This window comes from Raineyella sp. (assembly GCF_034933565.1).
Classification (GTDB): Bacteria; Actinomycetota; Actinomycetes; order Propionibacteriales; family Propionibacteriaceae; genus Raineyella.
In genome coordinates, this window is sequence record NZ_JAYFNG010000049.1 from 51202 (window position 1) to 62305 (window position 11104).

At 68.3% G+C, this 11104-nt stretch carries 12 protein-coding genes; 8 read left to right on the forward strand and 4 right to left on the reverse strand.

What is annotated here, in order from left to right; translation table 11 throughout:
• The first annotated feature begins 5 nt into the window (after positions 1-5).
• The 3 genes from VB059_RS12875 (at position 6) to VB059_RS12885 (ending at position 4580) form a co-directional block, all read left to right on the forward strand.
• Positions 6-1517, forward strand: coding sequence for an SCO6880 family protein (locus VB059_RS12875; protein ID WP_323419365.1), 1512 nt, complete (start codon positions 6-8; stop codon positions 1515-1517).
• 194 nt (positions 1518-1711) lie between these two features.
• Entirely contained in the window at positions 1712-3031 is a 1320-nt protein-coding gene (locus tag VB059_RS12880; RefSeq protein ID WP_323419364.1) for an ATP-binding protein, read from the forward strand.
• Between the two features lies 1 nt (position 3032).
• Positions 3033-4580, forward strand: coding sequence for a peptidoglycan DD-metalloendopeptidase family protein (locus tag VB059_RS12885; RefSeq protein WP_323419363.1), 1548 nt, complete (start codon positions 3033-3035; stop codon positions 4578-4580).
• 22 nt (positions 4581-4602) lie between these two features.
• Here the strand turns inward: VB059_RS12885 and VB059_RS12890 are convergent, their stop codons facing one another.
• Genes VB059_RS12890 through VB059_RS12895 form a run of 3 tightly spaced genes read right to left on the reverse strand, consistent with a single transcriptional unit; the run spans position 4603 to position 5577 of the window.
• On the reverse strand, positions 4603-4917 hold the full coding sequence (locus tag VB059_RS12890) for a DUF2283 domain-containing protein (RefSeq protein WP_323419362.1): 315 nt from the start codon (positions 4915-4917) through the stop codon (positions 4603-4605).
• Positions 4918-4927: 10 nt separating this feature from the next.
• Positions 4928-5164 carry a DUF4258 domain-containing protein gene (locus tag VB059_RS14570; RefSeq protein ID WP_416339561.1) on the reverse strand — a complete coding sequence of 79 codons (237 nt, stop codon included), beginning with the start codon at positions 5162-5164 and terminating at the stop codon, positions 4928-4930.
• Entirely contained in the window at positions 5161-5577 is a 417-nt protein-coding gene (locus VB059_RS12895) for a hypothetical protein (RefSeq protein ID WP_323419361.1), read from the reverse strand. Before VB059_RS12895 ends, VB059_RS14570 begins: the two co-directional genes overlap by 4 nt.
• A 116-nt stretch (positions 5578-5693) precedes the next feature.
• On the opposite strand from VB059_RS12895, the gene VB059_RS12900 reads away from it, so the two are divergent.
• The 5 genes from VB059_RS12900 (at position 5694) to VB059_RS12920 (ending at position 9589) form a co-directional block, all read left to right on the forward strand.
• Positions 5694-6155 (forward strand): hypothetical protein, encoded by a 462-nt coding sequence (locus tag VB059_RS12900; protein ID WP_323419360.1) that lies wholly within the window; start codon positions 5694-5696, stop codon positions 6153-6155.
• Positions 6156-6256: 101 nt separating this feature from the next.
• Positions 6257-7609, forward strand: a complete 1353-nt coding sequence (locus tag VB059_RS12905; RefSeq protein WP_323419359.1) for a type IV secretory system conjugative DNA transfer family protein — start codon at positions 6257-6259, stop codon at positions 7607-7609.
• Positions 7606-8226, forward strand: coding sequence for a hypothetical protein (locus VB059_RS12910; RefSeq protein WP_323419358.1), 621 nt, complete (start codon positions 7606-7608; stop codon positions 8224-8226). Before VB059_RS12905 ends, VB059_RS12910 begins: the two co-directional genes overlap by 4 nt.
• Positions 8223-9158: a sigma-70 family RNA polymerase sigma factor gene (locus VB059_RS12915; protein WP_323419357.1), complete on the forward strand. Its 936-nt coding sequence runs from the start codon at positions 8223-8225 to the stop codon at positions 9156-9158. The genes VB059_RS12910 and VB059_RS12915 overlap by 4 nt, the downstream gene beginning before the upstream one ends.
• A 128-nt stretch (positions 9159-9286) precedes the next feature.
• Positions 9287-9589, forward strand: a complete 303-nt coding sequence (locus VB059_RS12920; RefSeq protein ID WP_323419356.1) for a hypothetical protein — start codon at positions 9287-9289, stop codon at positions 9587-9589.
• An 872-nt stretch (positions 9590-10461) separates the two neighbouring features.
• Here the strand turns inward: VB059_RS12920 and VB059_RS12925 are convergent.
• A complete protein-coding gene (locus VB059_RS12925; RefSeq protein ID WP_323419355.1) occupies positions 10462-11103 on the reverse strand; it encodes an A24 family peptidase in 642 nt (213 codons plus the stop codon).
• Position 11104: the final 1 nt, after the last annotated feature.

Sequence of the window (11104 nt, forward strand, 5' to 3'; positions counted from 1 at the left end):
CAATGATGTCAGCCAACACGTACACCGACTACTCACGAGACCGGATCGGCTGGTTCTTCGGCTTGTCGGGCCAGCAACTGGCGATCCTGGCCGGCGCGTCGTTGCCGGTGTTCTGGGCGTTGCAGCAGCAGGCGTGGGCCCACGTGCTGGTGTTCCTGGCCGTGTTCGGGTTCGTGTTCCTGGTCACGGTGGTGTCGATCCAGGGACGCCCGGCGGTGGGCTGGTTGTGGGCGTCCGGCTGCCACCTGTTCGCCGGCCTCACCGGTGCCAGACGGTTCACCTCCCGCGCCGCCCAAGGCCGGGCGGACAGTCTGGACGATGTCGACCTGCCGGGGGTGTTGCAGGGGGTGCAGGTCCACGACGGGCCCCCGGCCGGGCCCGCGCAGAGTCGGACCGCGATCATCCAGAACCACGCCGCCCGCACGTGGGCGGTCACCGCCGCGGTCGTCCACCCCGGCATCGGGATGAGCGACGCGGCGGAACGCAACCGGCAGGCCGCCGGGTTGACGTCGCTGCTCGACCTGGCGTCGCGTGGGGAGTTGATCGACGAGGTCATCTTCATGGTCCGCACCGTTCCCGACGACGGCGCCGAACGAAGCGTGTGGGTGGCTCGGCACCGCGTCCCCGACGCCAGCCCGCTCGCCCGGCAGGTCAACGACGACTTGCAGCGCCACCTGTCGGCGGCGTCGGTGCGCACCGAGGCGTTCGTCACGATCGTGGTGCCCGAGACCCGCATCGCCCGGCAGGCCCGGGCCAGCGGCGGCCGGCTCGAGGGGCGCGCCCGCGTGCTGTACGGGCTGATGGGTGAGGTCGAGGCGCAACTGCGGGCCGCCATGGCGATGACCGACGTGCGCTGGCTGACCTCACCCGAACTCGCGCTGGCCTGCCGCACCGGGTTCGCCCCCGCCGACCGCGCCGGCGTCATCGACGCGGCCGCCGAACACACCCGCAACCCACAGGTGAACCCGGACGTGCCCTGGGCCATGGCCGGACCCAGCAGCGCCGACACCGCGGTCCGCCACTACAGCCACGACGCGTGGGACTCCGTCAGCGCGACGATCAAACTGCCCGCCAAGGGCGCGGTGATCGGCGCGCTCGCCCCCGTCCTCACCCCGGCCGAACCCGGCGAACGCCGGTCGTTCATGGTCGCGTTCCCGATCCTGGGGCAGGCCGCCGCCGAACGCACGTCGGACAACGCCGAGTTCGCCGCCGACATGGGCGACGAGTTGCGCCGCCGCGCAGGGGTGAAGGCCAAGGCGCGGCACCGCAACGACGCGTCCAAGGCCCACGCCATGGACGAGAAGTTGGCCCGCGGGAACGCGCTGATCCGCCCCTACGCGGTGTGCTGCGTCACCGTGCCACGCACCGCCGGCATCGGCGAGTACGGCCGCCGCCTCGACGGCTGCGTGCGCCGCGCCGGGTTCGCCCCGCTGCGTCTCGACCTGGCCCAGGACGCCGGCTTCGCCGCCGCCACCATCCCGCTGGGAATCAGCCTGTCCAGGGGCAGCGGCGCATGAAACCCCGCCCGTCCGCTCCGGGTAGCCGAGATGTGGCGCGGCTGCTCGCCGACTTCGGTCACGACCTGCCCCGCCACCCAGCACCACCGGAGCGCCGCCGCGAACCGAACCTGCATCACCACGCCCCCATGCGCGGTCAGCTTCGTGCCGGTCGCGGCTGGTCTGCGGCCGGGGCGCAGGTGTCGACGTGGCGGATGACGTCGGACCAGGCGCCGGTGTTGTGGCCGCTGATCGCCACCCCCGGCCTGCCGCCCACCGGCGCGCAGCTGGGCATCGACCAACTGTCGGGCGGCAGCTTCTACGCCGACCCGCTCGGCTGGGTCCTCAGCGACCAGGTGCCGGTCACCAACCCGAACGTGTTCAGCTTCGGCAAACCCGGCCGCGGGAAATCGGCCACCACCAAGGCGTTCATCCTGCGGATGCTCGACTTCGGCTACCGCGTGCTGATCCTCGGCGACCCGAAGGACGAATACGAACACCTGTGCCGCGCGCTGGGCGTCGAACCGTTCGCGATCGGCCACGGACTGCCCGCCCGGATCAACCCGCTCGACTTCGGCCCGCTCGGGCACGGCTGGGCCGACCTCGACGCTGCCGAAGCCCAGCGGCGCAGCGCGGTCGTGTTCGGACGCTGGCTCACCCTCATCCGAGGCTTGGTCGGCTCCCAACAGATCGGCGACCGGCGCGTCCCGTTCGGACCCACCGACGAAACCGTCATCAAGACCGCCCTGGGACACCTCACCGGCTACACCACCGGCGCGACCCGGCTGACCGAGCCGACCATCCCCGCCCTGTGGCGCCAACTCGACGAACCCGCCACCGAACTGATCAACGAATGCCGCTACCGCGACCGCCGAGACTTCTACGACTCCACCCGGCTGCTGCGCGACGCGCTCGGCCAACTCGTGTCCGGGGCGCTGGCCGGGCTGTTCGACGGCCCCACCACCATCAACGTCGACTGGCGCGCCCCCATCCAATCGCTCAGCCTGTCCAGACTGGAACCCCTCGGCGACGAAGCGGTCGGGATCGCGCTGACCTGCCTGAACTCCTGGGGACGGGCGATGCGCGAAACCGCCGAACCCGGCGACGTGCGGATCGTGGTGCGCGACGAAGCCTGGAAACAACTACGCCTCGGCCCCGAAGCCGTCAAGAGCTTCGACGCCGACCTGCGGCTGTCCCGCCGCGACGGCGACATCCAATGGGCCATCGCCCACAAACCATCCGACCTGCTGTCCGTCGGCGACCACGGCTCCCAAGCCGTGTCGATCGCCAAGGACCTGCTCCACCTCGCCGACATCAAGGTCCTGCACGGCCAGGACCCCGGCGTCGCCGCCGAACTCGAAACCCTGCTCGGGCTCGGCCCGATCGCCCAGGACCTGATCACCGGCTGGGCGATGCAAGGCCGCGGACGCGCGCTGTGGTGCGTCGGCGAGCAGACCTACAAGGTTCAGACCGTGCTCCACCCGCTCGAGCAGCACCTCACGTACACCAACACCGCACTCGAAAAGGCTCGGTGACATGGGCAAACTGGTCGCGGTTGTCGGTGGTGGACTGGCGGCGGTCGTCCTGACGAGCCCGCTCCTGCTCGCCCTGGTCGTCGCTGCCATCCTCGTGCCCGCGGCGCAGGTGCAGCAGACCATTGCGTGCGGTGGGTCGCTGGCTTCGACGGGGGAGTGGCGGGTCCCGTTCGTCGACACCGCATACCAGGTCACGTCCGGTTACGGATACCGCTACAGCCCGATCTCCGGTGCGTCGGAGCTGCATGACGGCACCGACCTGGCCGCGCCACAAACGACAGTGGTGTCCGTCAGCTCGGGGCGGGTGAGCTTTGCCGGGTGGGGCGACGGGTTCGGCTACCACGTCGTCATCGACCACGGTGCGGGGATCACCACTCTGTACGGGCACCTGGACTCCATCGATCCCGCCATCGCCGTGGGCGCGCCGGTGGCGATCGGGCAGCCGGTCGGCGTCGAAGGATCCACAGGCTGGTCGACCGGTATCCACCTGCACTTCACCATCAAACAAGACGGCGCCGCCGTCGACCCGGTGCCGTTCATGCTCGAGCACGGCGCACCCCTGAACGGCCAACCGGCCGGGCCGTCCAGCACCAGCAGCCCGCCCGGGGTGTTGGAGGGCGGAGTCGGGTTCGAACTGCCCGAGCCCGAGATGCGGCAGGACTCCCTGCACAACCCGCCCCTGCCGATCCCCGCCGAGGTGCAGCGCCTGTATGAAGCTGCCGCCGCCCGGTATGGGGTGCCCTGGACGCTGCTCGCCGGCGTGGGGATGACCGAGACCGCCCACGGCCGCAACACCGCCGTCAGCAGCGCCGGCGCCCAAGGGCTGATGCAATTCATGCCCGCCACCTGGGCCGCCTACGGCGTCGACGGCGACAACGATGGGCGGGCGGACATCAACAACTCGGCGGACAGCGTCCACTCGGCCGCGAACTACCTGGTTGCCTCCGGTGCCCTCGACGGGCCCGACGGCGTCAAGCGAGCCGTGTTCGCCTACAACCACGCCGACTGGTACGTCGGCGACGTGCTGTTCTACGCCAACTCCTACGGCGGCGGGCAGGTACTCGCGGGAACCAGCGGCTGCCTGTCGGGCAACGGCACCGGCGACCCGACACTGCCGCCACTCACGTCCGAACGCCTCCAAACCGTGCTCGGCTGGGCCAGGGGCCGGCTCGGTCTTCCCTACCGGATGGGCGCCAACGGACCCGACGCCTACGACTGCTCATCATTCACCCAGGCCGCGTACGCGCAGATCGGCGTCACGATGCCGCGCACCGCCGAGGAGCAACGCAACTGGCTCGCCGCCGGCAACGGCTACCGCGTGCCGCCCGGCCAGGAACGACCCGGAGACCTGATCTTCATCGACTCCTACCTCGGACCCAACCGGATCGGACACGTCGCCCTCGTCTGGGACCCCGTAGCCCAGCAGACCATCGAGGCGGCTAGCAGCGAACTGGGGGTCATCCACGGCAACTACACCGGCTGGGCGAACCTGACCATCTTCGAGATCTGGCGGGTCGGCAACGTCGCCGACACCGCACGGTCCAACTGAGCGAGGCTGGGCTTGTTGCGCGTCAGGCAGGAACCCCGTTACGAGTGCCTTTGCTGAGCGGTTCTGTGCCCGACTGATGCGCCACGAAGCTCGTGACGTTGGGGCGGATCTGTTCCAGGACCCGAAGGTGATCCTGGCGGACGTGGAACTTGGTCGCCAACTCCGAATAGGGGATCAAAGCATCCAGAGCCAGCACCTCGACGCCAATGACAACATCGAACTCGTTGAGGTCCACATAGACCCCGGGAGACACCTCGCAGGTGCGGGCGACTTCGCCGTCGTCCAGCCGGAGGTAGGCGACGTCGGCGGTGAGATCGACAGTTAGCGTCGCGTTCATCGAACCCTCCTCAATTTTTCCAGGCAACCGACTTGACCAGAACGACACCTTTCGGTGGCCACGGCTGTACCACCCACACCTTGAGCACTCCTTGAGGTAGCCGCTTCTCAAGCCGATAGCTGCGTTGGTTGGGATCGTGCCGTGCGCTGTCTGGTGAAGCTAGCACTTCCTCAACGTTGGCGTCCGAAACATGTCGTTCAATCATACGTTGTTGCGCGTGCCTCGACAGTCGGTATGCCGGAGTCATTGCGGCGCCTCGCCTGGTCCTTGCGGCACCATCGCGAAGTAGAGGTCGCGTGCCAAGACACCGTTGAGGAAGATGCTGACCTTGCAGCGGCCCGCAGACAGGACGGGTAGCTGTGTGTTCAAGGCAAACAAGACGTGCCTTCGGCCCTCACCATAGGAGGTTTCCTCCTCGGCTGTGGCCACCACTTCGAAGGAAATGGACGGCCCCTCGGTGAGCTCGAACTGGACTCTGACGGTGGTTTCGAACGGTTCTCCGAGAAAACGGACACGCCCCGCAACGGCGAGGGGCACGAGCGTGCCAACCGGGGCGCTAACGCGCAAGAAGCTCCCGTCGATCACGGTGAGCGTGCCAGTCGCATTCACCCGCGCCCATTCCGCGAGAAGTGCGTAGTCAAGTTCAACGTTAGGGGTCACACCGAGAGTCTAGTTTCGCGCGGCGCTGAATGGGCTGAGCGATTCCGGTCAGCGTCGTCCACGAAGCTGCCTCCCGTGTCTTGGGTTGGTTGAGACCTGTTTGGAGGGAGTCTGCCGTGGCGCGTCCCAGTCAAGACCCGTACCCGTTCACGTGGGAGATCCCGCTGGCCGCCATCGCGGCTTGCGGAATGGTGTTCGCCGTGGGCGTCCAGTCGGGACGCGCGATCGCCTGCCTGCTCGCTGGTAAGGGGTTCAGGTGGCCACGCTCCACCGAGTTCTTCGGGTCGCTGCCAGGAGTGCTGACCGGCGATCCAGCCGCGGGACTGGCCGAGGCGGTGACCGGCGTCCCACCAGGCCTGCTCGTGGCGACGATCATCGCGACCGAGGTGGTCCTGTTCGCCGTGCTGGGCTGGGCGGGCTACGAGTTGGTCTCGCGGTGGGGTCCGACGGCTCCGAAGGGGATGGCCACGACGAGCGAGGCGGAGCGCTTGCTCGGCCGCTCAAGGCTGTTCCGGTCACGCCGGATGGTGCGCCCCGACCTTTACGGCGCGCGCGCTCTCCCTGCGAAGGGGGCGTAGTCGTGGGAAGGTTCGACGCCACGCAGGTGGGTTGGCGGATCGGGCGGGCCAGGCATCCGAGGGCCGGCCAATTATGGTGTCCATGGGATCGCACCGCGGGGGTGATCGGGCCGCAGGGGTCGGGCAAGACCCTCGACCTGTTGACCCCAGCCCTGCTGGCGGCGCCGGGTGCGGCGTTGGTGACGTTGACGAAGACCGACGACCTGCTGCTGACGATCACGTCCCGTTCGAAGCGTGGCCCGGTCGCGGTTCTGGACCCGTTCGGGTTGGCTCCTGGGTTGCCGCAGCTGGTGTGGGACCCGATCGGCGGGTGTGTGGATCCGATGCTGGCCGAACGGCGGGCGAAGGCGTTCACCGCCGGCACGATCAAGGGTGCCGTGGCTGGCGGTCACGGTGATGACGCGGCGCGGTTCTACGCGTCCGAGGCGGCGAAGGTGCTGCAGGCTTACTTCCACGCCGCCGCGTTGACCGGCCGGAACCTGGACGACGTGCTGGGTTGGGTCGCCAGCCCGCACGCCGCGACCGAGCCGGCAGAGATTCTGCGTGAGCACCCGGCTGCGGCCCGGTTCTGGCACGGGTTGTTGCACGGCGCGTTGCATGGTGACGACCGGACGGCCGGCAACACCGTCACCACGGTGCAGCAGGCGATGTCGTTGTTCTTCCAGGCCGACATCCGCGCCCGCTGCGTGCCGACCGCGACCCAGGCGGCAACTGATATCGCCGGGTTGATCGGTCAGAACGGCACGATCTACCTGCTTGGTCGCGAGGACCCGTACGCGTCGGCGTCGCCGTTGATGACCGCGGTGGCCGAGCACGTGTTGGACACCGCGTTGGGGTTGGCGAACGCGTCCAGGTTCGGCAGGTTGTGTCCGCCGATGGTGTCGGTGCTGGACGAGCTGCCCTCGACGGCGCCGTTGCCGACGTTGCGGACGCGGATGGCCAACGAGCGGGCGTTGGGGTTGGCGTTCATCTACGCCGCGCAGACGTGGCGGCAGTTGGCGGCGATCTTCGGTGAGCAGGAGGCCCGCGCCCTGTTCGGGTTGACCAACGTGCTGATGGTGTTCGGCGGGTCGAAGGACGCGTCGTTCAACAAGGAGGTCTCCGACCTTCTGGGCAGCGTCCGGGTCGCCCGGGTCACCCACCAGACCGGCCGCACCAGCGGGCGCACGTTCAGCGGTGAGGACATTCCCGTGCTGCGTCCGGAAGAGGTCCGCGAACTTCCCGAAAGAACGGCGCTGGTCGTGGCCGAGAACGGCAAACCGATCATCGCCGCGCTGACCCGCTGCATCGACGGCCGCCGCGGCAAGACCCTGCTGAGCCAGCAGGCCGAGCTGCGCGACCGGCTCACCAACACCCGCCGATTGGGACCGGACGCCCGCGCCCAGCAGGCCGACGCGCTGGCCCAGGCGCGCACCCTCGGGTTGGCGTCCACAACGTGGGAGGACGGACGGTGAGCACGGCGCTGGTCGAACCGTTCCCGCAGGTCGGTGTGTTGATGATGAGGGCCTACGCCGACCTGGCGCGCGTCGAGCAGGCCAAGAACCTGGACGAGGTGCTCGACCTGGGTCCACTGGAGCTGTTGCCACGTCCGTGGGACGTCACCAGCTGCCGCGACGCCGGGCTGCGCCGCGAGGTGTGGGAGTGGCTGGACGCAGTGGTCGGGTGGATCAACACCCAGCACGCGTGGCTGGCCGACAGTCTCGTCCCGGGATGCTGGCCACGGCATCCGCACCTCGTCCACGAGATCGGCTGCCTGGCCGACCAGCGGCGCCGCGCCGGACTCGCAGTCACCTCGGAACTGCTGGAGGAATGGCACCGCTACGGCCTGCCGCAGTTCCTCGACCGCATCCACACCCGAACCCGCGGCATCTGCGAGGACGGCCACAAGAACCCGCCCAGCGCTACCCGCACCGGCCGATACCTTGCTGCGGCCGCCGTGGACGCCCGGCAGGAACTGTTCGCCCAGGACGTCGCCACCCGCGCGGCCGCCGCGGGCTCAGCGGGGCGGGCAGCGTTGAGGCTGGTCGACGGGCTGCTGATCGACCCAACCACGGGCGAGGTGCTGCCATGAGGCTGACCCGCGAACAGCTGCTGGTGTTGTGCGAACGGCGTGACATGGGCATCGTCGCCGACGCCGCGAGCACGCACCTGGACGCCCGGCGACTGCTGGCCGGGATCCCACCCGAACAGGTCGCCGCGTTGAGTGCCGACGGCAGGCGCGCCGTCCAGGAGATGGTGGAGGCGAACCTGGGTGTGGTCGGGCTGGTGCTGTCCCGCCACGCCAACGGGCGGGCCAGGATCAGGGACGACCTGTTCCAGGAAGGCGTTATCGGCCTGATCACCGCGGCATGGCGCTACGACCCCACCCAAACCGCGTTCACCACCTACGCCTACCACCACATCCGCGGCACCGTCCTGACGGCGCTGATGACCGGCGGCGGCGAACTGCACCTGCGGCCTGGCCAGGCCAAGGACCTCATGGAGGTCCGCCGCGCAGAGCTGGGACTGATGTCCGACGGGCGCCCCGCCACCCCCGCGGCCGTCGCTGCTGAACTTGGCCGGCCGGTCAAGGAGATCAGCGAGGTCATGAGTTACACCCGCCACTCCCATCTTCCGTTGGACGCCGCTGACGTCGTCGACGCCTCCGAACGCGCCCAGGTCGCCTTCGACAAGGTCCTCCAGGTCGATGTCTCCCGATACGTGCGGATGCTCCCGCCGCTCGAACAACAAGTCATCGACAAGTTGTACGGGTTGAACGGTCAGGCGCCCAGCACCCAACAGGCCATCGCCAAAGAACTCGGAACAAGCACGACCAGCGTCCGACGGATCGCCGACACCGCCCGCGCCCACCTCCGCAGACTCCTCGACCGCCCAGACGGCCAGCCCGTTTCGGGGCTGGCCAAGCCGACGTCCGGTGCGGGGCTGGCGGTGCCGAGCTCCCACAGACCCGAACACCGCGCCGGTGTGACCAAGCCGGCGGAGCGCACAGCCCCACGCGTTTGACCCGGCCCTTGGCACAGCCAACCCGGACGATGCGTGCGACCATCACGATCCGTTTCCCCGAGGCGGCGTTCCAAGATCGCCAGTCTCATTGGCTGAGCGCCTCGGCGTAAGATTCCACCGTGCGGTGGTTGGAAATCTACGTCCCTGAGCAGGGATGGGTCTGCATGAGGCGGTCGGACGGCCGTTTCGGCGAGATCTCGGTCAAGCTAATGGACTACAACTTCGACACAGCTGGCGAATACACCGGCCGAGAACTCGATGCTGCACTCGACATGATCCGGGCCATGGCGCAGGGCCAGCGCAACCACGATCACGCGATCCTGCGGCCAACCTCGGGTCAATCGGTCATCATCGGGGCTGACGAAGCCGCCGAACTGCTGCCCAACCTCACAAGAGCAGTTGAACGCGCTCGGGCCGGCGCCCAAGACTGACTTCGCGCCAACGTTCCTGCAGCTAGAAGTCTCGCATCAGCGCGAGGCGTTCCCTTCATTGCCGCCGACGCCTCGCCTGCGCTGCCCTGCTCGACCCGCTGGATGAGCACCAATCCGATAATTATGAGTTCTCCGATCGCGGTCCGTCATTCCTCGATTCGACGCAGGTTGGAGGGCCACCCACACTGGCCGTTCCCTCCCCGGAAGTACACCAAGCCATTGGAGCCAATGCTCGACACCGTGAACGATCTATCGAGGGATGTAACCTCGCCGGTACTCGGGTCGGCGTACTCGTGCTGGCGGTGTACCCGATCGCCAGCCTTGAGCCTGAGGCTCTCCAGCGCGTCAGCGGTCCGCAAGGATAGGTAGTGGTCGATCCATGCGGAAGCAACGGACCGATGCATCTCCCGTCCCACTTGCGCGTGCCCAAGCTTGTCCAAGTACTCCAACTGCCGGTCCGTCGCGGGCAGTGGGTCCTCCGTGTAGAGCACTGGCCTCAGCCAGCACTCGATGATGGCCGTGAGGACGCCGCTCGGTTCGTTGTCGAAGGGACATCCGACAGCCGCGGCGATCCGAAGCTGCTCGGATGTGGCCGTACGAGTCGCTGCACGAAGTCGTCGAACCGGCTCGCGCCAATCCGGATGAGTCACAGACCCATCATGCCGGACGGGACCATCGCCTGGTTAGTACACCAGAACGCGACCGCTCTTGCCCGTCTGTGGAACGAACCATCCTGTGTTTGCAGCCAGGGCGGGGATCTTGAGTCTGCAGTAGGCCTCCGCTTCGGCCAACTGATTCGGGATGTCAACAATTCCTCGATCGCGGGCAGAAGTAGATGCTGCGCACTGCTGGCACCTACGGCTCCCAGGACCTCACGCCAAGGCGCTCGACAACGCGGGCAGGCCGACGCCGAGGATGGCTCCGGCGGCGATCCAGGGGCCGAACGCGAGGTGTGTGGTCCGGGTGGCGGTTGCCCACGTCAAGGCGAGAATGCATGCGAACAGCAGGGCTGCGAGCACCGCTGTCAGGGAGACAACGCCGATGGCCGCGCCGAGGATGGCGGCGAGTTTGACGTCGCCGAACCCGAGCGCGTTCGGGCTGGCGATGTGGAGAATGGCGAAGCCGATGAAACATCCCGCGCCGGCGATCACGGCATGCAAGAGGGGATCCGAGGGGTGTTCGGTGATCGCGAGCGCGATCAAGCAGACGGCAACCCAGATGGCGGTGGGTCCGAGGGTTAGGTTGGGGATGCGTTGGACGTCGAGGTCGACTGCCGAGATCCAACCGAGTGCTGCTGACAGTGGCAGCCACATGACGATGACCGTCGCCGGCTGGTCAGCGAGGGTGAACACCAGCCAACCCCAGGCGGCGCCGGTAGCCACGATCAACCACCATCGACTGGCCGGGGTCGCTCGTCCGGTCTCATCTGGACGGCGGTAACCGAGGGTGGCCAGCCGCCGGGTGAGGACCCAGCCCACCAGTAACCCGGCCAGGACGGCGGCGACGATGAACATC

Excerpts from the sequence above, each read along its gene's own strand:
- VB059_RS12875 (WP_323419365.1), top strand. The coding sequence starts at position 6 with ATGTCAGCCAACACGTACACCGACTACTCACGAGACCGGATCGGCTGG.
- VB059_RS12880 (WP_323419364.1), top strand. The coding sequence starts at position 1,712 with ATGACGTCGGACCAGGCGCCGGTGTTGTGGCCGCTGATCGCCACCCCC.
- VB059_RS12885 (WP_323419363.1), top strand. The coding sequence starts at position 3,033 with ATGGGCAAACTGGTCGCGGTTGTCGGTGGTGGACTGGCGGCGGTCGTC.
- VB059_RS12890 (WP_323419362.1), bottom strand. The coding sequence starts at position 4,917 with ATGAACGCGACGCTAACTGTCGATCTCACCGCCGACGTCGCCTACCTC.
- VB059_RS14570 (WP_416339561.1), bottom strand. The coding sequence starts at position 5,164 with ATGACTCCGGCATACCGACTGTCGAGGCACGCGCAACAACGTATGATT.
- VB059_RS12915 (WP_323419357.1), top strand. The coding sequence starts at position 8,223 with ATGAGGCTGACCCGCGAACAGCTGCTGGTGTTGTGCGAACGGCGTGAC.
- VB059_RS12925 (WP_323419355.1), bottom strand. The coding sequence starts at position 11,103 with ATGTTCATCGTCGCCGCCGTCCTGGCCGGGTTACTGGTGGGCTGGGTC.